Raw genomic sequence first — 23,950 nt, 5'->3', positions numbered from 1 at the left:
TCGAATTCTGCCGAAAAATGTAAAATATAAGAAAAAAGGAGACGCCGCGTGGGTTTCTTTTACAGAAATCACTGCGGCGCTCCAAATGAAGGAGAGGAATGGAGGAAGGAGGCGGTAGTATTAGGGCAGGGAGTCTTTGTTTTTTTGTGGTATAACGGGCGGAGTGAACTGGTATACGTCATTGTAGGATTCCAGTTCATCTTCCGATTTTGCAAGAGAGGGGATCAGTCCCGTACAATCCATAGAAGAGGCTGCGTTGGAAAGATAATCATAGTCATCGATTATCTTTTCGTTTTGTTTTTTATTTAGCATGATCATCACCTCATAGATATTGTGCCCGATCTATAAAATTGTATTCTGGAAAAAATATGATATAATAGCGATAAAAGCGGGATAAATATTGGAAATAAAAAAATTTTATGTATTAAACAGGAGGAGAATAATGAATATACTTGCGGACACACACGCTCATTCGTTGATGAGTGGACATGCTTACAGTACCATCCGGGAGATGGCGGCAGCTGCTGCAAAAAAGGAACTTAAGGTAATGGCCTTGACGGAACACGCACCGGAAATGCCGGGGACTTGCGGAAAATTTTATTTTGATAATCTGGATTGCGTGCCAAGGACAATGGAAGGCGTGCAGATGCTCTTTGGAGCGGAATTAAATATTATGGATACAGAAGGTAGGGTAGATCTGCCTGAAGAGACTCTGCGTGACCTGGACATTGTTATTGCCAGTATTCATCCGCCTTGTTACGGAAAGAGCCGTACGGAGAGAGAAAATACAAAAGCATATATAAAAGCAATGGAAAATCCATATATCCATATCATCGGTCATCCGGATGATGGTAGATTTCCGGTGAATTATGAGGAACTTGTAAAGGCAGCAAAAAGAACGGGAACTTTGCTGGAATTAAATAATTCCTCGTTAAGGCCACAGAGTTTCAGACAAAATGCCAGAGAAAATATGCTGACTATGCTGGAATTGTGTAAGCAGTATGAGGTATTTGTGACAGCAGGAAGTGATGCTCATGTAGATGCAGATGCCGGAAACTTTACCTATGTAAAAGAAGTACTTGCTTACTGTGATTTTCCGATGGAATTGGTTGCTACAACAGATTTGGAATTGTTGAAAAAGTTTTTGAGTTTTTAAATCTTTTACAAATCTTTATAAAACAGTATAAAAAGGTAGACTTTAAAAGTTTAGTGTGCTAAAATGTAAGGTAGTCATTGGACTATTAAAGGAGAGCATGTATTATGAGTAAGAAGATAAGAACAGAAGCGGTAGATTATCTGTTTCAGGCGATTTTAAGTTTGGAAAATAAAGAAGAATGTTATACTTTTTTTGAAGATATTTGTACGATCAATGAATTGCTTTCACTTTCGCAGCGGTTTGAAGTGGCGAAAATGTTAAGAGAGCAGAAAACTTATTTGGAGATAGCGGAAAAGACAGGCGCCTCTACCGCCACTATCAGCAGGGTAAACCGTTCTTTGAACTATGGAAATGACGGGTATGATATGGTCTTCGAGAGAATTAATAAATAAAAAGATAAAAAGACACTGTTGTCCTAAACGGAGAAACAGTGTCTTTTTTAATAATACATAAAATAGGGGCAGGGCATATGTGTTACCTCTCCTGCTGTGTGTTGTTTAGTCCATCAATCAATTTTTCGATAAGCTGTTTTTTTACATATACGTCAAAGCTGAGATTGCAGATAAATGTGAAGAGTTGGAGATATTCCCGGTCTTCTTCTGGTATATCTGTAAATGCTGTCTGTGCCTGTTCATGGGCAGCTTTGACTGTTTCCTGCAAAGAATCGATCCGGTTTTTTTCCATTTGACAGATTTCTTCATACAACGAAGTCATGTCCGTACTTCCATTCCCGTTAAAATATTTTTCTGTGAGGGGTTTTAGAAGTGCTTCGATATCTTTTATAGACAGTATATTCTTAAAATAATAGATATAGATCAAAATAAGCACATGCTCTTTGGAATATTTCTTTTTCACGGGAGGAGGAAGAAGATTATTTTTGGCATAATTGTTGATCATTGTTTTTGTAAGAATCTTATCATCTTCATAGCGTTTTGTAGAAGCAAGCTGGCTGTCCATAAAAGTAGTCACTTGATCCATGTACAGGTCAATATTCGGAATGTCTCCCGGATGAATATAGTCAATGCGGGAAAGACTTTCTAAAATGCTGTTGAGCATATCATTCGTATTTATTGTCATATAATCACCTCGATATATTCATTATATAGTAATCGAAACCAGATGACAAGTTTTTATTTATTAAGATTATGAGGGTTAAGAGTAGGAGATAAGAGTCGTTTTCTGGCGCTTAAATAGCAAGGAATTTCATAGAGGAGCATGAAAGTCCAGCCAACTGCGCAGGCAAAGGGGATTCCGTGTATCCCGGAGCGGGGGACGAACAGAAAGGTGAAAATAACGCGCAGTGAAGTCTGGATGAAGGTAGAAATCAGTGTGATTCTCATGTTTCCGATTCCGCGGAAGAACCCTTGGATACCGTTTGTGAAGGAAGGAAGCAGGTAGAAAAAGGCCATGACAGACAGATATTGGCTGCCAAGGTGAACGATATTTTGTGGCTGTACTTTATCTGTAAACAGACGCAGAAGAGGTTCGTGCAAGAGTAGTGTACACGCACAGATGAGTATCCAGTAAAAGAATTCCAGTTTTAGCCCGCTGCAAAAGCCGCGGATGATCCTGTCCGGCTTCTTTGCTCCCTGATTTTGCGCAGTGAACGTCGTAATCCCTTGGGCAATGCTTTGCTGAGGTGTAAAGGCAAAATCATCAATTCTTGTGACTGCATTGTAGGCAGCTATAACGTCTATTCCTAATGTATTGACACAGCCCTGGATGAGAAGCTTTCCTATGGGCTGGCAGGCTTGCTGCAGGGCGGTGACGGAGCCATATCTCAAGGTTGTTTTTAACAAAGACTTATGGAGTCTTAAATCAGAAAATTTTAATTGGAGAAGAGGAATCTTCCGGTAAATATATTGTGCGCACAGAAGGGCGGATAAAATCTGCGCAGCCACTGTTGTGACGGCAGAACATGTAATCCCGTAACCGAGCAGGCCAATAAAAAGAAGATCTAGGACAATATTCAATAGGGAAGAAAAAAGAAGAAATTTTAAAGGTGTCTTTGCATCTCCTATACTTTTTAAAGCGGCAGAGAGTGTATTGTAAAAATATGTAAAAGGTGCCCCCAAAAAGATGATGCGCAGATAGAGCGCAGTAGAAGAAAGGAGTGTGTCCGGAACACGGAGCACCTTAAGCAGTGGGAAGATAAAGACAGAGCCGGCAAAGGCAATGACAACGGTACTGATACATCCAAATAAAAGAGCGGTTGCCAATTCATCCTTCAATTCCCGGATACGTCCGGCTCCAAAGTATGAACTCATAATGACACCGGCGCCGATACACAGACCGGAGATGCCAAGGATCAGTATATTCATGACAGGACTTGCCGTTCCTGTCGCCGCGAGCGCTTCTTTTCCGATAAATCGGCCGGCAATGACGGCATCAGCGGCATTATAAGCAAGCTGAAAGAAATTCCCTAGTATAAGAGGAACTGCATAAAAAAAGAGTTGTTTGACGGGGGTGCCGTTTGTCATATTCACTGCTGCCATATCAAGGTCTCCTTTCTCATACAGTATTTTATCTCAACTATACTAGGTTTTCAATTTAAACATTTTATCATAATATGTGGTTGACAATCGGGAATGTGTGTTCGATAATGATAATACTTGAAAGGAGAGAAGTATGAGTATATATGATAGTTTAAATACCCCTCAGAGAGAGGCGGTCTTCCATACAGAAGGACCACTTCTGATATTGGCAGGGGCAGGTTCTGGCAAGACGCGGGTATTGACGCACAGGATTGCGTATCTGATCGAAGAAAAAGGAATAAATCCATGGAACATCCTGGCGATCACTTTTACAAACAAGGCTGCGGGAGAGATGAGAGAACGTGTGGACCAGTTGGTCGGTTTCGGTTCTGAGAGCATATGGGTCAGCACTTTTCATTCCATGTGTGTCAGGATTTTACGGCGTTACATCGACCGTCTCGGTTATGATACAAAGTTTACGATATATGATACAGATGATCAGAAGACATTGATGAAGGAAGTTTGTAAACTGGCAGATATAGATACTAAAGTGTACAAGGAAAGAGCGCTTTTGGGAACGGTTTCTTCTGCAAAAAATGAATTGATCTCTCCGGAAGAATTTGAACTGAACGCAGGGGGAGACTTTGGACGGCAGAAGATCGCGAAGGTTTATCGGGAGTATGAGAAACAGCTCAGAGCTAACAATGCGCTGGATTTTGACGATCTGCTTGTAAAGACAGTGCAGCTTTTTCAGACACAGCCGGATGTGTTGGCGTATTATCAGGAACGGTTCCGTTACATAATGGTAGATGAATACCAGGATACAAATACAGTACAGTTTAAATTGGTGAGTCTTCTGGCGCAGAAATACAAGAATTTGTGCGTAGTAGGCGACGACGATCAGTCGATTTATAAATTCAGAGGTGCCAACATCAAAAACATTCTGAACTTTGAACAGGAATTCCCGGATACGAAGGTGATCAAACTGGAGCAGAATTATCGTTCTACAGGGAATATCTTAAATGCGGCGAACGCGGTCATTAAAAACAACTGCGGCAGAAAAGAAAAGACTTTGTGGACTGAAAATGGCGACGGCGCCAAAATTGCACTGCGTCAGTTTGATACGGCGTATGACGAGGCGGATTTTATCGCAGAGGATATTGAGAAGAATATCCGGGAAGGGGGCGCCTATAATGATCATGCGATCCTATACAGGACAAATGCACAGTCTCGTCTTTTTGAAGAACGTTTTGTAGCGGCAAATATCCCGTATAAGATTGTAGGCGGTATCAATTTCTATGCCCGCCGGGAAATTAAAGATCTGCTTGCCTATTTAAAAACGATTGATAATGGGCAGGACGATCTGGCAGTACGGCGTATCATCAATGTGCCGAAAAGAGGGATCGGATTGACGACGATCAATCGGGTCCAGGAATCTGCTGCAGAGAGAGGAATCGGATTTTATGAAGCTTTACAGGGCCTAGATCTGATACCGAATATTGCCAGAGGGGCGGCAAAATTGGATTCTTTTGTGGCGCTTATCGAATACTTCAAGGGGCGGGCACAGACGGAGAGCATATCCGATCTGATACAGGAGGTTTTAGAAAAAACAGGCTATATGGAGAGTTTGGAAGCAGAGGCCAAGAGTGAAGATGAGGCGCATGACAGGAAAGAAAATATTGAGGAACTCTTAAGTAAGGTTGCTGCTTATGAAGAAAGCTGTGAAGATATAGAGGAGAAGGCATCCCTGAGTGGTTTTCTGGAGGAGGTCGCTTTGGTGGCGGATATTGACAGTTTGGATGAAGACCAGGAGTACGTAGTATTGATGACCTTGCATAGCGCAAAAGGTCTGGAATTTCCGAATGTCTATATGGCAGGCATGGAGGATGGATTGTTCCCCGGATATATGACGATTAGTTCTGGAGAGCCGGAAGAATTGGAAGAAGAACGGAGACTGTGTTATGTAGGGATGACACGGGCGGAACAAAAGCTGACTGTAAGCTGTGCCAGAATGAGAATGGTACACGGAGAGACGCAGTATAACAGAATGTCCCGTTTTTTAAAAGAAATACCGCTGGAACTTCTGGACAGCGGGGAAGTATTTACCAAAAAAACGGCAGGAAAAGAAGAAATAAAACAAGATTTTACTGCGTCCAATCCCTATTTTCATGCCAAAAAAAACTTTAAGGCACAGCCGTTTTCTGTCATGAAGGGAGCCCAACAATTTGCAGTCTCGAAGGAAAAAGGTCTGGACTATAAGATTGGCGATCGTGTGCAGCATATCAAGTTTGGCGCCGGTGTTGTGGAGGATATTACAGAAGGCGGACGGGATTATGAAGTGACAGTAGAATTCGATACTGCAGGAAGAAAGAAGATGTTTGCTTCTTTTGCAAAACTGGTAAAAATAGAATAAAATATAATTGAGATTTTGGCATAAATTAGTAGTAATCTGAAAATGATAGTGTTATAATCCCATCTTTGACAGTTAAAAAATGAAAAAGCGGCTACAAACCCAGTAAACATGTGGGTGTAGCCGTTTCCTTGTTTGCATCGATATGTGCTATTTTTCTGTTTATACTATTTTTTCGCTTTTGTTTCTTTTATAATTGTCCTCATTGTAGATTTACGCATGAATTCGTAATCCGTACGGAATCCAAAAGAGTTATGTAGATTGTCTGTTAACTTTGTCCGTTTATAAGATGGAATGTAACCACTGTCTTTGGATAAAAGTGTAACATTCATATTTCTTAATGTCTCTAAAATCTGATTACAGGTAAACTGTTCGCCAAGTTTCTTTTCTAATAATCGATAAACCAATAAGCTGATGAAACAAGTCAGGAAATGTGCTTTGATACGATCCTCACGTCTGACAAACACAGGCCTTGCCTCGAACTCTGACTTCATGATTCTGAAGTTTTCTTCTATTTCCCATCGTTGTTTGTTGATATGAATGATTTCCCTGACATCTCCCTCGAGATTTGTAATAACTGCATAAAAACCATCATACATAGATTCTTCTAGGATCTTAGATTCATCTAATTGATAAATATTTTTTTGAGCTATTTCGCCATCGTCTGTAATCGCTGTTTTTTGGATGAAACGAGTCGGATCATTTGGCCCCTTTCCTTTTCTGTTTTTATCAGAAGACAGTATCCTTTTTTTTGCTCGATCGATCTGAGCATTACGAATCTTACTTTGATAAGCTTTATATTTAGGAGAATAGGTAATAATGACTGTTTCATCCATATCGCCTGTTACAAGGGGATATTCTTTATAATAAATAGTGTTGTATACCTCTGGATCTGATTCATCAAGCGTCCGCAGGTCGATTAGTTTGTTGGAACCCGGAACCTTAAATTGAGTTGGCAGGAGTGCGAAATCACGTTCTTCTTTTTTCATTTTTTTCAAAGAATAAGTGATTACATAAGAACGGTTACCAAAACTGTTCAGAAAACGATTCTTTTTTCCGGCTAAACCAGCATCTGAACAAAAGATAAATTCACTGCAATTAAAATCTTTGATTACTTTCTGTTCGATTGGTTTTAGTGTAAGCTGCTCGTTTTGATTTCCAGGAAATATATCAAATGCCAAAGGAATACCATCTGCATCCATAAAAAGCCCCATGGTTACGATTGGATTTGGACGATGCTCTTTACTTTTTCCGTATTTTTTCATGCCATCTTCCGCTTCAATTTCGAAATAATAGTTCGTGCAATCATAATATAAAATCTTAGAATTACGTGGATGGACAAAGTTAGAATTCTTGTACAATTCCTCCTGAATAAAGTCAGACTCCTCAGCAAGAACGGATAAAGCACGATAAAGATCCTGGAGGGAATACTTTGGAGGTTCTAATAAAGAATGACAGTACTTATAACTGCTGAGTTTACTGGAAGGAGCCAGTATTCTTGCATAAATCAAATCTGTGAGGATTGCGTGGAAATCATAGGCAAACTTATGGTGATTACGTATGTTTCTGCAAATGTTATGCATTCTTAGTTCGCTGCATATCTTCTGTAAAAATAAATATCCGATATTAAATACGCGTTCTTCATCGAGAGGAATGCGAGCAAGTGGCGATAAGGATAGAGAGACTTTTTCTTTTTGTTGATTATAAGCAAGAGTTTCTTTTTCGGCTTCCTTTTTTGCCCAGTCCATTAAATCTTGTTCATTGCCTGAAAAGTGTTCTAAAAGAGCATTATATTTTCCCAGTTTTTTATAAATACGAGAAGAGGTTTTTCCGTTATCTTTTCGATAAGATTGTTTGATATAAACATCTTGATTTCCTTTATTTCCGGTAATAGAAACGTACATCTGATAATTCCTCCAACCCTTTTTCTTTATTATACCACAAATAGTACAAAATAGCACGTATAAAATCATAAAATTTGACAAAAAAATAAGCCTTAAATGGCTTAAATAAAGGGTTTCTAAGGAAAGTTATAAAAATGATGTGTCAAACTCCCGACACGGAGAGACGCAGTATAACAGAATGTCCCGTTTTTTAAAAGAAATACCGCTGGAACTTCTGGACAGCGGGGAAGTATTTACCAAAAAAACGGCAGGAAAAGAAGAAATAAAACAAGATTTTACTGCGTCCAATCCCTATTTTCATGCCAAAAAAAACTTTAAGGCACAGCCGTTTTCTGTCATGAAGGGAGCCCAACAATTTGCAGTCTCGAAGGAAAAAGGTCTGGACTATAAGATTGGCGATCGTGTGCAGCATATCAAGTTTGGCGCCGGTGTTGTGGAGGATATTACAGAAGGCGGACGGGATTATGAAGTGACAGTAGAATTCGATACTGCAGGAAGAAAGAAGATGTTTGCTTCTTTTGCAAAACTGGTAAAAATAGAATAAAATATAATTGAGATTTTGGCATAAATTAGTAGTAATCTGAAAATGATAGTGTTATAATAACAGAAAGTAAACCATTGTCGGCAAGACAGGGGAAAGGACGTGGACAGTATGAGCAAGGTAGAAGAATTGTTAGCAGAGACAAAATTAAGCGATTTATTGCATAAGAATGAATCAGAGAAACATAAGAATACGGTGATCTGGGTACTCGCGATCATTGGAGCAGTGGCAGCGGTAGCGGCGATCGCTTTTGCAGTATATCGTTTCTTTACACCGGATTATCTGGAAGATTTTGAAGATGATTTCGATGATGATTTTGACGACTATTTCAGTGAGGAAGATCAGGTATAATTGCTTACGATATAAGCACAAAGAAAAGATAGGCAGGATGTGGTCAAGCGCTGCACCCTGCCTGTTTTACGCTCAGAGGCTGTCGGATGACAAATGTAACAGATAAAAAAAGACAAAAAAGGAAATGGCAGGAACATGAAAAAAGGGCAGATATTAGAAGGAATAATTGAAAAAGTAGAATTCCCAAACAAGGGGATCGTCTCCGCTTTGGGAGAAGAAAAAAAAGTGATCGTAAAAAATGGAATACCGGGGCAGAAAATTAAATTTTGTATCAATAAATTCAAAAAAGGAAATCCGGAAGGACGGCTTTTGGAAGTGCTCCAGAAGTCAGAGTTGGAGACGAGAAAACCGGTTTGCAGTATTTTCCCGGACTGTGGAGGCTGCATGTACCAGACAATGTCTTATGACGGGCAGTTGAAAATGAAAGCAGAACAGGTAAAAGAGATTCTGGACGAAGCTGTAAAAGGAGACTGCCATTTTGAAGGGATAAAGCCGTCTCCTAAAGAATTTGCTTATCGTAATAAGATGGAATTTTCTTTTGGAGATGAATATAAGGATGGACCGCTTTCTTTGGGGCTGCATAAAAAGGGAAGCACATATGATGTATTGACTGCCGCAGACTGTAAATTAGTGCATGACGATATGACAAAGATCCTGACATGTGTTCTGCAATATTTTCAGGAAAAGAAGACGAGCTATTATAAAAAAATGCAGCATATAGGCTATTTGCGACATCTTCTTTTACGAAGGGGAGAGTACACGCAGGAGATTCTGGTAAATCTGGTAACAACATCCCAGGAAGAACCAGATCTGCAGCCTCTTGCTGAAAGGCTTTTGCAATTAAAGCTTAAGGGAAGGATCGTAGGGATCCTGCATATTATAAATGATTCTCTGTCAGATGTTGTGCAAAGTGATGAGACAAGGATCCTTTATGGACAGGATTACTTTTACGAAAAACTGCTGGATCTGGAATTTAAAGTGACGCCGTTCTCCTTCTTTCAGCCTAATTCACGGGGCGCAGAAGTCCTATACAGTACGGTGCGGGAATATATAGGGGATATTCAGAATATGACCGTGTTCGATCTGTTCAGTGGGACGGGAACGATCGCACAGCTTCTGGCGCCTGTGGCAAAGCAGGTCATAGGGGTGGAGATCGTAGAGGAAGCGGTAAAAGCGGCACGGGAAAACGCGGCACATAACGGACTTTCTAACTGTCGATTCATAGCAGGTGATGTGTTTAAGGTGCTGGATGAAATCGAAGAAAAACCGGACGTCATTGTATTAGATCCGCCAAGAGATGGGATCCATCCTAAGGCATTGCCTAAAATATTAGAGTACGGTGTGGATAAAATCGTATATATCTCCTGTAAGGTGACCAGTCTGGCAAGGGATCTGGAGCTGATACAGGCAAAAGGATATGAGGTGGTGAAGTGTGCGGCAGTAGATCAATTCTGTCAAACCGTGCATGTGGAAAGTATTGCACTCCTTCAGAAGAAAAAATAGCAGCAATTTGTTGCTTTTAAGTAATTTGCGTGATATATGGGTTTCACGCACACAGGTAAACAGAGCATACGATGTGCGTTTTAGAATATTTATTTTCTTATTGTATCCTTCGGTTGACTCATGGTTCTATGTGGAGATCCATTTACAAGTTTTGGCGCATAAAAATACCCTCCTTACTGTCCGGTAAAGAGGGTATATATCTAAAATTTTTAAGGATTTTAAATGAATTATCTGCTGTGTTTTTTCTTCCATATGAAAACAGCTGTACCAATCAGCACTGCACAGGCAGCCAGTATAGCCGCAATCCAAAGTGTAATATTGCTGTTGTCCCCAGTCTGAGGAGAACTGCCTTTAGATGGATCAGTATTGTCCTGACCTCCCTGAACATTGGAATCTCCTGGCTGTACATCTTTCGAATCGGAATATGCTAATGCATAAGTAGAGAATCTATCTGTTTCAAATGACAGAGTTCCATCATTGTTCCATACTGTATTAAGTCTCTCTGCGACTTCATCGTGGACACGGACAATGAAATAGTTTCTTCCTTCTTTGATCAAATCAGCTGGTATAGACACATGGAATGTCATAGACTTTGAAAGCTTTGTAAGAGTACCAAGTTCTTCATCATTTGCTTTTAATAATATGGAAAGATCAAAATATGTTCCAATTGTTTCATCTTTCTTTAGTATATTGTTTGTAAGGTCTTTTATATTTTCTGTTACAGAAATGGTGTTATCAAAGTTTACTTCAATGTGAACTACAGTTCCGTTTTCTATAGCTTTTTTTACTTTTTCTGCTGTCTTCTTGCTTACAGCAGCAGTCGGGATATCATTGATAATAGCATCCGCTACAGACGCAACCTCCTGTTCAAGTTTTTCAGTATTTGTTTTATCAACGCCTACTTGAATAGATTCGTAAGGTTTTGAAGTATCAATTGACGGTATATCTTCAACTTCGGCTGTAAGAGTACCGCATACGGTGCATTTTCCGTTTTCAAAAGTATGGCTGGCAACATTTCCGCTTGTAAATGTCTTTGTTCCTGCAGCCCCGCAATCACAGGAATAATAATATTCTGCAGGCTGCGTACAAGTAGCCTCTTGCGCAAGATACTTTGCATTGGTATTTTTTAGCACAAAATCATGGATGTGAGCAGTTTGGTTATTTTTAATAACCTGCTCTCCATTTACAGTAATATCATTTCCTGCTGCATTCTTTACATGTATGCCCTTAGGTACTGTGATTTCATTACCTTTAAGTACGGTTATATCTTTGATGCTATTTTCTGAAACAAAAACATTTATCTCTGCAGCATTTCCAATAAAGTAGTTATTTCCCAACGGGTCATTAAATTGAATCAGAGGATTTTGAGTATATTGCGATACGCTTTGTTCGCTGAACTGCCCTTTAGATATTTCCAAGTCAAAGAGATTTTCTCTATTCCAGCCATTATCTAATATCGTTCCGGTTACTACTGAATTACCCGAAATGGCAGCTTTCACCAATTGTTCCTGGCGTTTAGCATAACTATTTAATTGAAATATTACTTGTTTCGCAGTGTTTTGCTCTTGCCCATTGAGGTTGCAATCAGTCAAATTAATTGTTATACCATCATCCTCAATTGCAAATATTCCGAAATCATTACTGCCTTCGGCACTATGTACGTTAGGACAATAATAAGTAGTTCTACAAATATTAGCTACGCTTCCTCTTGAACCTGCAGAGGAAGATTCTCCTTTAAAATAGATTCCGCAATAGCCGCTTAAGTTTCCTCCGTTCATTGTAAGGTCAATAGGATTGAAAGTAAGCATTGGATATCCTGCTGGACCTGCCGCAATACTTGTATCAGTAACGGTTAACTTAGCTGCCGTCGATTGACTGCCACCTATAGTTATAGCCTGGTTATTCCCATTACCTGTCGCGTTTATCTTACATCTATCTAAGGCAAAACTATTTATGTGACCTCTTGTTTCAATAGGTCTGCCCAAATCAGAACTATTATTAATGGTAAGATCTTTCAGTGTAACATCTATATCAGTTGCGCTTCCGTTGTTTATGGCCAAGCTTGTGTTATTGCTGCCTCTTTTGCCATATCCGTTAATAGCGTGACCTGCTCCATCTAATGTACATGAAACAGTAATGTTAAGAAGATCGGTTCCAAGTGTAGGATAATCATAATCTTTTAACATTACAATAGTGTCGCCTGACACTGCAGCGGAAATTGCTTCTTCTAAAGTGTCGTAGTGAGTATTGCCTATTTTGGCTCCATGGTTACAGTTAACACCGCCATCACAAGATGTTGAACTGCTGGCGAAAGCTGTTATTGGAATAAATGTAAACGCTATGCAAATCGCCAATAGAATATGTAAAAATTTTTTCTTTGTTTTCATTGACTCTTTTCCCTTCTAAAAAAGTTTATTTAATCCCAAAAGTTACATCACGCCTACAATATGATGAACAAAGTACATTTTCTGCTTTTATGTAATTTTTGTTTTTTTGGAATGTAATAATGCAAGTATATCTTAGCGTAAAGTTGACGCGTTTTCAATAAATTTTTATTTTGAAATCTATAGAAACAGAACTGCTAGGCTGGACCGATCAAACTTGTCCTGCCTGGCAGTTCTGCTTATATTCCCATATACTTTCAAGAAAGTATTTTACTGTATTTTTTTATAGGCAGCTATACCAAAGAAAGAGAACGCCGCTGCAAGCAGCAGGACCAGCATAAGTTCCCCATTTATGTTGTCACCTGTCTGTGGTATGCCGGAATCAGCAGCTGCAGGATCCTTTTTATTGTCTGTCAGAGATGAATCAGGATTGGCAGGCTTATAATTTAAATCCTTTTTTCCACATACTGTGCACTTTCCATTTTTATATGTATGTCCAAGCGCTTTTTGTATGGTGCCTTCTTTTGTGCATTCTTGTGTGAGAGCTGCGTCTGTATAGTATTTATTACAAACTGCACAGTACCAGTATTCGATATTTCCGTCTTTGTCACATGTAGGTGCAGTGGCAGAGACATGTTTGACAGTATGCAGTTTTTCAACAGTACCTGAACCTGTGATAGTACCGTTTCCTGTCATACTGTCTGGAATCGTCAGTTCTCCGCTGTTAGAAAATTCACCGTTATTTTCTAATTTGGTATCAGGAGTGACTTCTAATGCTGCATCCGGACTGATCGTGACTTTTCCCTGGTCATTTATTTTAAGCTTTCCATTTCCCTCAACTGTAACACTGCCTTTAATATCCCAATTTCCTGTAACTTCCAGTATGGCGTCTTCTGCTATTTGAAAGATAATATTTTTCCCTTTTTCAATGACGATCTGATCCAGCGTCAGATCTTTATCAATGAGAACGGTATCCTGATCATCTACCTGTATATTTCCGCTTCCTGCCTGCCCGAAGAATTGTGCCAGCGCCACAGAAGACTGGGGCATGAAGGTGATCGTCTCATCTTCGTTGTACATATATGTATAGTCGTTGTAATCAGCAGGTTTTATGTCTTCAGGAGTATCCATCCATACCCAGCCGTTTACGGCAACCTGGCCGGCAGGGAGTATGACAGGAGCCGCTGCGACATCATAAATAAGCAGATGGTTGCTGCCTAATTCAAAGGTGTTGCTTTTGAAGTCTACAGGTTCTCCGATACGGCCTCCCGCCTGGATATAGTGCTCAAATACATCATTTTTAATCGTATTGCCGGTGAAGTCGGCTTGGGTCTGCAAGTAAATAGAGCCTGCATTATCAAAGTAATTGCTGCGGACTTGGATCTGGTTATTTGCGGAAGCAGAAGTTGTAATAGAGGTGGACGTAGCTCCGGCACCGCCTGTAGGTCCGTTTAATACAGTATAAACACTGTTTGTAAATGTACAATTTTCAATAATGAAATTGCCGCTTACATTTGGAAGCATTGTTCTGAATGCACCGCTGAATTCACTGTTTGTAAACAGAATACTTCCGCTGTCATCCTGTCCGTTGATATACAGACCATAGGACCATTCAAGCGCATTCTCTACGGCACCCTGATTGTTCGGGGTGTTGATAAAATGACATTGATCGATCTTGATGGCTGCCTTGTTTCCGCTTACAGTCATAGCGCTGCCTGTGTCCCGTTTTGTTACAGAATAGTGGACGGTGATATTTTCTAAGGCAATAGAAGTATTTGCGCCGGCGTTGCCTAGTGTCAGCAGTCTGCCCTTTGCGTCTGTATCGTTTGGCTTGAGTGTAAGATTTTGCAGCGTGCCCGCGCTTACAGAAGACAGACCTGCGACTGTATACTTGCCGGCTCCGTCCACAGTGATGTTTTTATTAAAATTTACATTTTCTGTGACATCCGAAAGAAGTGTGACAGTACTGCCCTCCGGTGCTGCCTCTATCGCCTTCTGCAGTGTTTCATATCCGATTCCTTCAACTTCCGCGACATTCTGCGGTGCTGCAAAAGATGTAACAGGAAAAAGGCTTATCGCGGCTAAGACAGTCAGGGCCGCGGCCCATACTCGTTTTTTTGTCATAATGATCCCCCTTACTTTTTAAGTTATACGCTTTTATAATAGCATAAATAAAAAATCCTATCTACTAAAAAAGTCATCATCTGCTGAAATATTCGTCTATGAATTTTTATGGGATTTTGATAAACTATAGAAAAGGAGTGTCAGGTTATGGAGTTTTTTACAACGCATCCTTCACCGGTCGGCAGGCTTACCTTAGGAAGTGACGGGCAATATCTGATCGGACTGTGGATAGAGGGACAAAAGTATTTTGGCAGTACACTGGGAGGAGCCGTATCTGAAAAAGGAGATCTGCCCGTATTTATGGCAGCAAAAGAATGGCTGGAGCGATATTTTGCCGGGGAAAGACCGAGGCCGGACACACTTCCTCTGTGTCTGAAGGGAAGTATATTTCAGCAGAGAGTGTGGAAACTTTTATGTGAGATACCTTATGGTGAGGTGACGACATATGGAATGCTTGCGTCAAAAGTAGCAGAACAGATGAAAAGACATTCGATGTCTGGGCAGGCAGTCGGAGGCGCAGTAGGGCGTAATCCCTTGTCTATCATTATCCCCTGTCACCGCGTCGTAGGAAGCGATGGGAGTCTGACAGGATATGCAGGCGGCATAAACACAAAAGTCAGCCTGTTAAAACTGGAAGGCGCAGATCTGACAAATCTGTATGTGCCAAAGAAAAAATAATATGTCCAAAAGGAGACTATGTACAATGGACTGGAAAGATGGAAAGAACAGATGTCAGTGGGCAAATCCGAAGAATGAAAAATATATACAATATCATGATGAAGAATGGGGCATTCCGGTATATGATGACCAAAGATTGTTTGAAATGTTGGTATTGGAATCTTTTCAGGCGGGGCTTTCCTGGGAATGTGTGCTAAATAAAAGAGAAGCATTCCGCAAGGCATTTGACGATTTTGATCTGGCGGCGGTCTGTTCCTATGGTGAAGAAAAAATAACCGCCTTAAAAGAAAATCCTGCGATCATCCGAAATCGGCTGAAAATACAGGCTGCCGTACAGAATGCAAAGATTTTCCGGCAGATACAGAAAGAATGTGGAAGCTTTTCTGACTATATATGGCATTGGACGGATGGAAACATTATCTACGAGATAGGGAAAACAAAATCACCACTGTCTGATATAGTATCTGCGGATCTAAAACGGCGGGGAATGAAGTTTGTGGGCAGTACGATCATTTATGCATATATGCAGGCGATAGGCATCATATATTCTCATGAAAAAGGCTGTTTTTTGGAGTGCGGAAAAGAGAGAGGGCGCAATAAAAACGGCTGAGAAAATACAATAAAAAAGATTGACAAGGTGTTTGCGCAGATGTTTATAATGAAAGAAGAAAAGAGAGAAGGAGTGGAATATATGGAACAGTATCTTGGAGAAAAAATTCCGAAATTGGGATTTGGGCTTATGCGGCTTCCTGTGAAAGAAAATGCGATCGATGTCGAGCAGACGAAAGCCATGGTGGACAGGTTTTTAGAGGAAGGGTTTGTGTATTTTGATACCGCTTATGGGTATCAGGACGGAGAATCCGAACGCGTAATCAAAAAAGCACTGGTAGATCGGTATCCAAGGGAAAGATTCATGCTTGCGACAAAACTTCCTGCGTGGGCAGGGGCAAAAAATAGGGAAGAAGCAGAGCAGATGTTCTATACATCTTTAGAACGTACAGGAGCAGGATATTTTGATTTTTATTTGTTACATAATTTAGGAGAACAAAGAACACATTTCTTTGATGACTATGATATCTGGACATTTTTGGCAGAGAAGAAAAAAGAAGGGCTGATTCGGCATCTTGGTTTTTCTATGCACGACAAAGCAGATGTTTTGGATGAAATACTTACGGCACATCCAGAAATGGAATTTGTACAGCTGCAGATCAACTATGCAGACTGGGAAGATCCGACGATCGAGTCCCGCAAGTGTTATGAGGTAGCAAGAAAACATAACAAGCCAATCATCATTATGGAACCGGTGAAGGGAGGAACCCTTGCCAATCCTCCGAAAGAAGTCAAAGAAGTCTTGTACCAGGCGGATCCGGACGCATCTCCTTCTTCGTGGGCGATTCGGTTTGCGGCTTCATTAGATGGCGTGATCACGGTATTGTCCGGCATGTCTGATATGGAACAGATGGAAGATAACGTGTCTTATATGAAGGAATTTAAACCACTGACCGCAGAAGAACAAAAGACAGTAGAGAAGGCGAGAGAAACTTTTAACGCATTTCCAAAAGTGCCTTGTACAGCATGCGCATACTGCATGAAAGGCTGCCCGCAGCATATTGCTATCTACGGTTCATTCCAGGCATATAATATCTACAGTATGTACGGAGATCTGACCGGCGCACGAAATAAATATCAGTGGAACACGGATGGTCACGGCTGGGCAAAAGCGTCTGCCTGTATAGAGTGTGGAAAATGTGAGAAGGTCTGTCCGCAGCACATTGCTATCCGGGAGGAACTAAAAAAGGCAGCATCTGTCCTGGAAGGATAAAAAACATAGACAGGGCTTTCCATTGGAAAACCCTGTCTATTTAGATACTGTACCCGTCGGGTACATATTTTTCTTTATGCTAACATGAAAAGTAATCTTACATATTATAGTAATGTGCGTAAATGCCATCTTTTTTTAAGAGTGTTTCATGTGTGCCTCTCTCTGCGATCCCTTCTTCTGTGATGACAATGATTTCATCTGCATGTTTAATAGTGGAAAGCCGATGCGCGATCGTGATGGTCGTTCTGTTTTTGGAAAGGTCTTCCAAACTTTGTTGGATAAAACGTTCACTTTCATTGTCAAGGGCGCTTGTAGCTTCATCTAAAATAAGGATCGGAGGATTCTTTAAGAAAACCCGAGCAATAGATATGCGCTGTTTTTGTCCACCGGACAGACGAGTACCGCGTTCTCCTACAAAGGTATCATATCCATCCGGCAGCTCTTCGATAAAATCGTGAATATTGGCTTTCTTGGAAGCTTCGATGATCTCTTCCATAGACGCATCTGGTTTTCCATAAGCAATATTTTCTTTAATCGTTCCACAGAATAAATACACGTCTTGCTGTACAATCCCAATCTGATCGCGCAGACTCTTTAGCGTCAATGTGCGCACATCTTTGCCGTCGATCGTGATGCGTCCGCCGGATACATCGTAAAAACGGGGCAGCAGAGAACAGATAGTCGTTTTGCCACTTCCTGAAGGTCCGACAAGGGCGATCGATCTTCCCGCCGGAATCTGGAAGGAAACATGGGACAATACAGGTGTATCATCATCACTGTAGTGGAAAGAGACATCCTCATAGGAAACTCTGCCCAGTACGTTATCAAGGGGCTGTGCATCCTCTGCATCCTGGATATCGGGTTCAGTTTCCATGACATCCAGAAAGCGGCGAAAGCCGGATAAGCCCTTTTGCATCATTTCTGTCAGTTCTACAAGGATTTGGATCGGATTGATGAAGATACCGATGTATAAAGCATACATAGCCAAGTCGGCTGCCTGCATCTGCCCTTTTGCGATCAAGTATCCTCCGAATACAAGAGTGATAAGATACATCATACCCTGGAAGAACAGATTCCAACCCATAAAACTTCCCATACAATTATAGTTCGCACGTTTAGAGACAAGAAAACCGTGGTTGCTTTTTCGGAATTTTTTTCGCTCGATTTCTTCATTGGCAAAAGACTGTACGACACGGATCCCAGCCAGCGTATCCTGCAGACTGGCGTTTACATCTCCTATCTTGCGGCGATTTTCCATAAAAGTCTCCTGCATACGTTTATTTTGGCTATAGGAAAATACAAACATACACAGAACTAAAAGCAGAAGTGGAATCGCCAGTTTCCAATTAATAAGAAACAAAAAGACAAAAGAACCTACGATTTTTATGAGAGAAATAAATAAATTTTCTGGACCATGATGTGCAAATTCGGAGATATCGAATAAATCAGATACAAGCTTGCTCATCATCTGTCCGGAATTATGCTGGTCGTAATAAGAAAAGGATAGTTTTTCATAGTGGTCGAAAAGCTGCTGCCGCATATCTCTTTCCATATGAGCGCCCATCATGTGCCCCTGGTAGCTTACATAATATTTACAGAGACTCTGGATGATGTACATGATAAGAAGACCAAGAGCAATGGGGAAAAGCGCTTTAAGTATCACATTCCTTTCTTCTGTAAATATTGTATTTGTCAGTGTACGGAGAATCTGCGGGTATGCCAGATCCACAAAACTTATGATGGCGGCGCAGAGCAGATCGACAAAAAAGACAATTTTATAAGGGCTGTAATATTTGATAAAATGTTTTAAAGTATGCAAGATCATTCTCCTCTCTTAAAGTCAGAAACTAGACATCTTATTTGAAAATAAGAAACCAAAACAATCTTAGCATAATCAGACAAGAGTGTCAAAAAGAGAGCGGCATGAAAGAAACAGACAATAGGACAAAGTCTTGACAGGCAAAAGAAGGCTATGCTATTCTACCAAATGTTTTGTGTAAAAGATAAAATCAGGCTGCAGGTATAGCCAAAGGAGAAAGAAATATGTCAAGGGAAAATATAAAAGAAAAGAAATACAATAAAATGGAGGCAAAAGAGATATTCCCACTTTTGATGAGTATGTCTCTTCCGATGATGTTGTCTATGCTGGTACAGTCCCTTTACAACATTGTAGACAGTATTTATGTTTCCAGGTTGGGAACCCGCGCCTTGACGGCAGTTTCTCTTGCATATCCGCTGCAGAATATTGTGATATCTGTTGCAGTGGGAATAGGTGTGGGGATCAGTTCTGTTCTTTCCATCAGTCTGGGCGAGAAAAATCAGGAAAGAGCAAATCAAGCGGCTGCGACGGGGCTGGTCCTGACGGTGTTTCACTGCATTTTATTTGTGCTTGCAGGCATAGTAGTGACAAAGCCGTTTCTATGTCTGTTTACACAAGATAAAGAAGTGCTTGCACAGGCGTGCGAGTATACCTATACTGTGCTGTGTGTTTCTTTCGGTGCGCTTTTGCAGGTGGCGATGGAGAAAATATATCAGGGTATAGGTGATATGAAGACTACGATGTATCTGCTGGGGACAGGGTGCATCATCAATATTATTTTGGATCCGATTCTGATCTTCGGTATGTTTGGCTTTCCAAAGATGGGGGTGAAAGGAGCGGCAACTGCTACAGTGATTGGTCAGATCAGCGCCTTTGTTTTATATATCGTCGTTTATTTGAAGAAGAACCCCGGTGTGACGCTCCATCCTAGATATATCCGGTTTGATAAAAAACTGATCCGGCAGATATATGCAGTAGGGATCCCGTCCTCACTCATGATGATGATGCCGTCTGTCCTCGTGGGAGGATTAAATGGGATACTATCCGGTATGTCGGAAGTCTATGTGGCAGTGCTGGGAATTTATTTTAAACTTCAGACATTTATTTATATGCCGGCAAATGGGATCGTTCAGGGAATGCGTCCGATCATTGGTTATAATTATGGGGCAGGGAACATAAAAAGAGTGAAAGCGGCGATCCGCTACAGCCTTTTGGCAGCTGCGGTGCTTATGTTGGCCGGTACGATCTTATCTTTGGGATTTCCAGCTGCAATCCTAGGTATGTTCCAGGCTGACACAGCGCTTTTGAACGCCGGAACGCAGGCACTGCGGCTTATATCGCTGGGATTTTTGGTTTCTTCTGTGGGAATCATCTCATGTGGAGTCTTTGAGGCAATGGGAAAGGGAATGCAGTCGCTGCTTATTTCTCTGCTTCGTCAGCTTATTATCATTCTTCCGCTTGGTTTTGTGTTGTCTAGATTTATGGGAGCTGCCGGAATCTGGGTGAGCTTTCCGGCGGCAGAATTACTGGCTGCGCTGGCAGCATGTGTTCTTATGAAGAAGCTGGATAATGGTAAATACTTCCCATTTGGGAAAGGAGATTGATATGCGGTTTTATTTGGCCCCTCTGGAGGGGATAACAGGGTATATTTATAGAAATGCAGTACATGATTTTTTTGGAGGGATCGATAAATATTTCCTTCCTTTTATCAGTCCTAACCAAAAAGGACATTTTAGCTCCAAGGAGAAGCAGGATCTCATGCCGGCGCATAATCAAGGAATGTATGCGGTACCGCAGATACTGACGAATTCAGCAGAGGACTTCCTGCGCACAGCAAAAAAACTAGAAGAATATGGATATGAAGAGATCAACTTGAATCTGGGCTGTCCATCTCGTACAGTAGTGACAAAAGGCCGTGGAGCAGGCTTTCTTGCCGAACCAGAGAAATTAAATAGATTTTTGGAGCATATTTTTACGGCATCCAGTCTGAAGATTTCTGTGAAGACAAGGTTAGGGATGGAAGAAGCAAAGGAATTTGAGAAGATCATGGATATATATGAGCAGTATCCTATAGAGGAATTGATCATACATCCGCGAGTACAAAAAGAGTTTTATAAAAATAAGCCGGATATCGAAGCATTTAAAAAGGCGTGGACGAGAAATAAGAATAAAATCGTATATAATGGGGATGTTTTTACGGCAGAAGATGTGGTAAAATTAAAAGAAATGTTCCCAGAATTAACATGCATCATGTGTGGACGGGGCGTTCTTATGGATCCGGCGCTGCTGCGCAAGGCAAAAGGGGGAAAGCCGTTAGAGAAAGGAGAATTAAGACGGTTCCATGACCAGATTTATCAAAACTACCAATCGGTATTATCTGGAGAGAGAACGGTTCTTTTCAAAATGAAAGAACTGTGGACGTATCTGGCGTTTTCTTTTACGGATCCTAAAAAATATGCGAAAAGAATTAAAAAGGCTGTACATTTTACAGAGTACGAGAGTGCAGTGGATGCACTGTTTGCGGAGCGGGAATTATGGAGATATTGATACAAATAGATGAGAATATCCTTTTGTTTATACAGGAGCACCTCAGACAGGACTGGATGAATGACTTTTGGAGTGCGGTGACGCATCTGGGGGACAGCGGCTGGATATGGATTTGCACAGGTGTTTTACTTTTGTTGTTCAAAAGGACAAGGAAGGCCGGAGCAGCTGAGTTATCTGCATTGGTGATAGGCGCGCTTATAACCAATGTCGTTCTTAAAAATGCCATAGCCAGAATACGTCCCTATGAGGTTGTGGAGGGACTGCACATATTGATTGAGAAGCAGCGGGATTTTTCCTTTCCGTCGGGACATGCTTGCGCCTCTTTTGCGGCGGCAATGGCACTATATAAAGCGCTTCCCAGAAAATATGGAATCTGCGCGCTGCTCTTGGCAGGAATGATCGCGCTGTCCAGGCTGTATGTAGGCGTACACTACCCTACAGATGTATTGGCAGGGATGCTGATCGGAATATTGGCGGGATGGACAGCTTGGAAACTGACAGAGAAAAGCAGAGAAACAATAGATAAGAGAAAAATAAAATAGAACGAATAAGAAAACCCCGGAATCTGATAAATACAATTTACAGATTCCGGGTATTCTTTTTAATGATATATCTGATCTGTTTCGTAAATGGCTTCACAAGTAAGCTGTACACCCAGCTTTTTGAAAATTTTGATGTCTACATCAGAGATCATGACAGAAGTATGCGCCTGACATCCGTTTAATTTTGGCAGTTGTCTGAGCGCCAGTCTGGCATCCTCGTTTAAAGCAGCACTGGTGGACAGAGCGATCAGAACTTCATCTGTATGGAGTCTTGGATTTTTGCTTTTTAGATAGTCTACCTTTAGCTTTTGAATAGGCTCGATGGATTCCGGCGAAATAATATGGAGCTCATGATCCAAGCCGGCAAGTTCTTTTAATACATTGAGCAATAGTGCCGCGGAGGCGCCCAGGAGATTAGTCGTCTTGCCGGTAATGATCCTGCCGTCATCTAATTCCATTGCAGCGGCAGGACCGGCAGTTTCTTTTGCGCGGTTCAAAGCAGCGCCTACCACTTTGCGGTCCTGTGTGCCGGTACCGGCTTGATTCATCAAAAGTTCAATTTTCTGTGCTTCTTCTTCCGTACTGTTTCCTTTCAGTAAGGAGTTAAGGGAGGCATAGTAACGGCGGATGATCTCCTGGCAGGAGGCTTCCCGGCAGACAGCGTCGTCGCAGATGCAGTTTCCTGCCATGTTGACGCCCATATCAGTCGGTGATTTATAAGGACTTTTTCCATAAATTTTTTCAAACATGGTATTTAATACCGGAAAGATCTCTACATCTCGGTTATAATTAACGGTTGTCTCTCCGTAAGCTTCCAGATGGAACGGATCGATCATGTTGACGTCATTCAAATCTGCAGTTGCCGCCTCATAGGCCAGATTTACCGGATGCTTAAGTGGAAGGTTCCATACAGGAAAAGTCTCAAATTTGGCATAACCGGCATGAATCCCCCGTTTGTGTTCATGATAGAGCTGAGAAAGGCAAGTGGCCATTTTACCGCTTCCGGGTCCGGGAGCAGTTACAATGACGAGCGGACGAGTCGTCTGGATATAGTCATTTTTTCCATACCCGTCCTCGCTGACGATGAGCGGTATATTGGACGGATACCCGCTTATATTATAATGAAGGTAAACATGGATTCCAAGATTTTCCAGATGGTTTTTAAAGAGGACGGCGCCGTCCTGTCCGGAAAACTGTGTGATGACCACACTGCTCACATACAGTCCTTGTTCTTTGTAAGAGTCCATCAGGCGCAAAACATCGGAATCGTAGGTAATCCCAAGATCTCCGCGCATTTTGTTTTTATCGATGTCTTTTGCGCTGATCACGATGATGATCTCTGCCTGATCGCTTAATTGCTTTAAAAGGCGCAGTTTGCTGTCCGGCGCAAAACCAGGAAGCACACGGGCAGCGTGATAATCATCAAAAAGCTTTCCACCGAATTCCAGATATAGTTTGTTGTCAAACTGGTCGATCCGCTGACGGATATGTTCAGACTGCATCTGCAGGTATTTTTCATTATCAAAACCAATTTTCATTTTTTTATTCCCCAATCCATGACATATTTCCTAACCAGTATACTATAAAATGATGTGGTTTTACAATATTTTCATAATCTTTTTGTTGATTTATAGGCAGCCTGTCTTTATAATGATAATAGTGCTGCAGTGCAGGAACAGAGGCTGTTCCTTCCTG

Annotated in this window: 19 protein-coding genes and 1 pseudogene; 12 read left to right on the top strand and 8 right to left on the bottom strand. The window is 41.2% G+C overall.

All coding sequences use genetic code 11. The annotated features are described in order from the left end of the window. Window positions 1–120 precede the first annotated feature (120 nt). Window positions 121–312, bottom strand: coding sequence for a hypothetical protein (locus BN3282_RS14795; protein WP_082667553.1), 192 nt, complete (start codon window positions 310–312; stop codon window positions 121–123). Between the two features lie 130 nt (window positions 313–442). Here BN3282_RS14795 and BN3282_RS13910 point away from each other — a divergent pair, with 130 nt between their 5' ends. Next, window positions 443–1,156 carry a phosphatase gene (locus BN3282_RS13910; RefSeq protein WP_059070083.1) on the top strand — a complete coding sequence of 238 codons (714 nt, stop codon included), beginning with the start codon at window positions 443–445 and terminating at the stop codon, window positions 1,154–1,156. Window positions 1,157–1,260: 104 nt separating this feature from the next. Continuing rightward, a complete protein-coding gene (locus tag BN3282_RS13905) occupies window positions 1,261–1,548 on the top strand; it encodes a YerC/YecD family TrpR-related protein (protein ID WP_059070081.1) in 288 nt (95 codons plus the stop codon). 82 nt (window positions 1,549–1,630) lie between these two features. Here BN3282_RS13905 and BN3282_RS13900 read toward each other — a convergent pair whose 3' ends face one another. Next, the gene (locus BN3282_RS13900; RefSeq protein ID WP_059070079.1) at window positions 1,631–2,233 is read right to left on the bottom strand and encodes a DUF1836 domain-containing protein; all 603 of its coding nucleotides are present in this window, start codon (window positions 2,231–2,233) and stop codon (window positions 1,631–1,633) included. A 53-nt stretch (window positions 2,234–2,286) separates the two neighbouring features. Further along, a complete protein-coding gene (locus BN3282_RS13895) occupies window positions 2,287–3,651 on the bottom strand; it encodes an MATE family efflux transporter (protein ID WP_059070077.1) in 1,365 nt (454 codons plus the stop codon). A gap of 133 nt (window positions 3,652–3,784) precedes the next feature. Between BN3282_RS13895 and pcrA the strand changes: the two genes are divergently transcribed. After that, window positions 3,785–6,043 carry a DNA helicase PcrA gene (gene pcrA, locus BN3282_RS13890; protein WP_059070075.1) on the top strand — a complete coding sequence of 753 codons (2,259 nt, stop codon included), beginning with the start codon at window positions 3,785–3,787 and terminating at the stop codon, window positions 6,041–6,043. 164 nt (window positions 6,044–6,207) lie between these two features. Here the strand turns inward: pcrA and BN3282_RS13885 are convergent, their stop codons facing one another. Beyond that, the gene (locus BN3282_RS13885) at window positions 6,208–7,944 is read right to left on the bottom strand and encodes an IS1634 family transposase (protein ID WP_059067773.1); all 1,737 of its coding nucleotides are present in this window, start codon (window positions 7,942–7,944) and stop codon (window positions 6,208–6,210) included. 157 nt (window positions 7,945–8,101) lie between these two features. On the opposite strand from BN3282_RS13885, the pseudogene BN3282_RS13880 reads away from it, so the two are divergent. The 3 genes and pseudogenes from BN3282_RS13880 to rlmD form a co-directional block, all read left to right on the top strand. Then, a pseudogene (locus BN3282_RS13880) lies at window positions 8,102–8,488 on the top strand (ATP-dependent DNA helicase PcrA); the annotation flags it as partial. A 108-nt stretch (window positions 8,489–8,596) separates the two neighbouring features. Then, complete coding sequence (locus BN3282_RS13875) at window positions 8,597–8,836, top strand: hypothetical protein (protein WP_059070071.1); 240 nt, start codon at window positions 8,597–8,599, stop codon at window positions 8,834–8,836. A 135-nt stretch (window positions 8,837–8,971) separates the two neighbouring features. After that, window positions 8,972–10,339, top strand: a complete 1,368-nt coding sequence (gene rlmD / locus BN3282_RS13870; protein WP_059070069.1) for a 23S rRNA (uracil(1939)-C(5))-methyltransferase RlmD — start codon at window positions 8,972–8,974, stop codon at window positions 10,337–10,339. A 227-nt stretch (window positions 10,340–10,566) separates the two neighbouring features. Here the strand turns inward: rlmD and BN3282_RS13865 are convergent, their stop codons facing one another. Beyond that, window positions 10,567–12,726: a hypothetical protein gene (locus BN3282_RS13865; protein ID WP_059070068.1), complete on the bottom strand. Its 2,160-nt coding sequence runs from the start codon at window positions 12,724–12,726 to the stop codon at window positions 10,567–10,569. Between the two features lie 267 nt (window positions 12,727–12,993). Next, window positions 12,994–14,847: a right-handed parallel beta-helix repeat-containing protein gene (locus BN3282_RS13860; RefSeq protein WP_059070066.1), complete on the bottom strand. Its 1,854-nt coding sequence runs from the start codon at window positions 14,845–14,847 to the stop codon at window positions 12,994–12,996. Window positions 14,848–14,994: 147 nt separating this feature from the next. Here BN3282_RS13860 and BN3282_RS13855 point away from each other — a divergent pair, with 147 nt between their 5' ends. The 3 genes from BN3282_RS13855 (at window position 14,995) to BN3282_RS13845 (ending at window position 17,347) form a co-directional block, all read left to right on the top strand. Further along, entirely contained in the window at window positions 14,995–15,525 is a 531-nt protein-coding gene (locus BN3282_RS13855; protein WP_059070064.1) for a methylated-DNA--[protein]-cysteine S-methyltransferase, read from the top strand. A gap of 25 nt (window positions 15,526–15,550) precedes the next feature. Next, window positions 15,551–16,135 (top strand): DNA-3-methyladenine glycosylase I, encoded by a 585-nt coding sequence (locus BN3282_RS13850; protein WP_059070062.1) that lies wholly within the window; start codon window positions 15,551–15,553, stop codon window positions 16,133–16,135. A gap of 81 nt (window positions 16,136–16,216) precedes the next feature. Then, complete coding sequence (locus BN3282_RS13845) at window positions 16,217–17,347, top strand: aldo/keto reductase (protein ID WP_059070531.1); 1,131 nt, start codon at window positions 16,217–16,219, stop codon at window positions 17,345–17,347. A gap of 97 nt (window positions 17,348–17,444) precedes the next feature. On the opposite strand, the gene BN3282_RS13840 is transcribed toward BN3282_RS13845, so the two are convergent. Then, window positions 17,445–19,166 (bottom strand): ABC transporter ATP-binding protein, encoded by a 1,722-nt coding sequence (locus tag BN3282_RS13840; protein WP_059070529.1) that lies wholly within the window; start codon window positions 19,164–19,166, stop codon window positions 17,445–17,447. Window positions 19,167–19,390: 224 nt separating this feature from the next. On the opposite strand from BN3282_RS13840, the gene BN3282_RS13835 reads away from it, so the two are divergent. Genes BN3282_RS13835 through BN3282_RS13825 form a run of 3 tightly spaced genes read left to right on the top strand, consistent with a single transcriptional unit; the run spans window position 19,391 to window position 22,255 of the window. Further along, on the top strand, window positions 19,391–20,770 hold the full coding sequence (locus BN3282_RS13835; RefSeq protein ID WP_059070060.1) for an MATE family efflux transporter: 1,380 nt from the start codon (window positions 19,391–19,393) through the stop codon (window positions 20,768–20,770). Between the two features lies 1 nt (window position 20,771). After that, window positions 20,772–21,713: a tRNA dihydrouridine synthase gene (locus tag BN3282_RS13830; RefSeq protein WP_059070527.1), complete on the top strand. Its 942-nt coding sequence runs from the start codon at window positions 20,772–20,774 to the stop codon at window positions 21,711–21,713. Continuing rightward, window positions 21,701–22,255: a phosphatase PAP2 family protein gene (locus BN3282_RS13825; RefSeq protein ID WP_059070059.1), complete on the top strand. Its 555-nt coding sequence runs from the start codon at window positions 21,701–21,703 to the stop codon at window positions 22,253–22,255. The genes BN3282_RS13830 and BN3282_RS13825 overlap by 13 nt, the downstream gene beginning before the upstream one ends. A gap of 59 nt (window positions 22,256–22,314) precedes the next feature. On the opposite strand, the gene BN3282_RS13820 is transcribed toward BN3282_RS13825, so the two are convergent. Then, complete coding sequence (locus BN3282_RS13820; RefSeq protein ID WP_059070525.1) at window positions 22,315–23,793, bottom strand: DUF1846 domain-containing protein; 1,479 nt, start codon at window positions 23,791–23,793, stop codon at window positions 22,315–22,317. Between the last annotated feature and the right edge of the window lie 157 nt (window positions 23,794–23,950).

Origin of the sequence: Mediterraneibacter massiliensis (genome assembly GCF_001487105.1) — a bacterium.
Classification (GTDB): domain Bacteria; phylum Bacillota; class Clostridia; order Lachnospirales; family Lachnospiraceae; genus Mediterraneibacter; species Mediterraneibacter massiliensis.
The sequence above is the reverse complement of the archived record's forward strand: the minus strand, read 5'-3'. Positions and strand labels throughout refer to the sequence as shown.

What these genes read in the sequence shown, in the direction of transcription:
- BN3282_RS14795 (WP_082667553.1), bottom strand. Translation starts at nt 312, where the DNA reads ATGCTAAATAAAAAACAAAACGAAAAGATAATCGATGACTATGATTAT.
- BN3282_RS13910 (WP_059070083.1), top strand. Translation starts at nt 443, where the DNA reads ATGAATATACTTGCGGACACACACGCTCATTCGTTGATGAGTGGACAT.
- BN3282_RS13905 (WP_059070081.1), top strand. Translation starts at nt 1,261, where the DNA reads ATGAGTAAGAAGATAAGAACAGAAGCGGTAGATTATCTGTTTCAGGCG.
- BN3282_RS13900 (WP_059070079.1), bottom strand. Translation starts at nt 2,233, where the DNA reads ATGACAATAAATACGAATGATATGCTCAACAGCATTTTAGAAAGTCTT.
- BN3282_RS13895 (WP_059070077.1), bottom strand. Translation starts at nt 3,651, where the DNA reads ATGGCAGCAGTGAATATGACAAACGGCACCCCCGTCAAACAACTCTTT.
- pcrA (WP_059070075.1), top strand. Translation starts at nt 3,785, where the DNA reads ATGAGTATATATGATAGTTTAAATACCCCTCAGAGAGAGGCGGTCTTC.
- BN3282_RS13885 (WP_059067773.1), bottom strand. Translation starts at nt 7,944, where the DNA reads ATGTACGTTTCTATTACCGGAAATAAAGGAAATCAAGATGTTTATATC.
- BN3282_RS13875 (WP_059070071.1), top strand. Translation starts at nt 8,597, where the DNA reads ATGAGCAAGGTAGAAGAATTGTTAGCAGAGACAAAATTAAGCGATTTA.
- rlmD (WP_059070069.1), top strand. Translation starts at nt 8,972, where the DNA reads ATGAAAAAAGGGCAGATATTAGAAGGAATAATTGAAAAAGTAGAATTC.
- BN3282_RS13865 (WP_059070068.1), bottom strand. Translation starts at nt 12,726, where the DNA reads ATGAAAACAAAGAAAAAATTTTTACATATTCTATTGGCGATTTGCATA.
- BN3282_RS13860 (WP_059070066.1), bottom strand. Translation starts at nt 14,847, where the DNA reads ATGACAAAAAAACGAGTATGGGCCGCGGCCCTGACTGTCTTAGCCGCG.
- BN3282_RS13855 (WP_059070064.1), top strand. Translation starts at nt 14,995, where the DNA reads ATGGAGTTTTTTACAACGCATCCTTCACCGGTCGGCAGGCTTACCTTA.
- BN3282_RS13850 (WP_059070062.1), top strand. Translation starts at nt 15,551, where the DNA reads ATGGACTGGAAAGATGGAAAGAACAGATGTCAGTGGGCAAATCCGAAG.
- BN3282_RS13845 (WP_059070531.1), top strand. Translation starts at nt 16,217, where the DNA reads ATGGAACAGTATCTTGGAGAAAAAATTCCGAAATTGGGATTTGGGCTT.
- BN3282_RS13835 (WP_059070060.1), top strand. Translation starts at nt 19,391, where the DNA reads ATGTCAAGGGAAAATATAAAAGAAAAGAAATACAATAAAATGGAGGCA.
- BN3282_RS13830 (WP_059070527.1), top strand. Translation starts at nt 20,772, where the DNA reads ATGCGGTTTTATTTGGCCCCTCTGGAGGGGATAACAGGGTATATTTAT.
- BN3282_RS13825 (WP_059070059.1), top strand. Translation starts at nt 21,701, where the DNA reads ATGGAGATATTGATACAAATAGATGAGAATATCCTTTTGTTTATACAG.
- BN3282_RS13820 (WP_059070525.1), bottom strand. Translation starts at nt 23,793, where the DNA reads ATGAAAATTGGTTTTGATAATGAAAAATACCTGCAGATGCAGTCTGAA.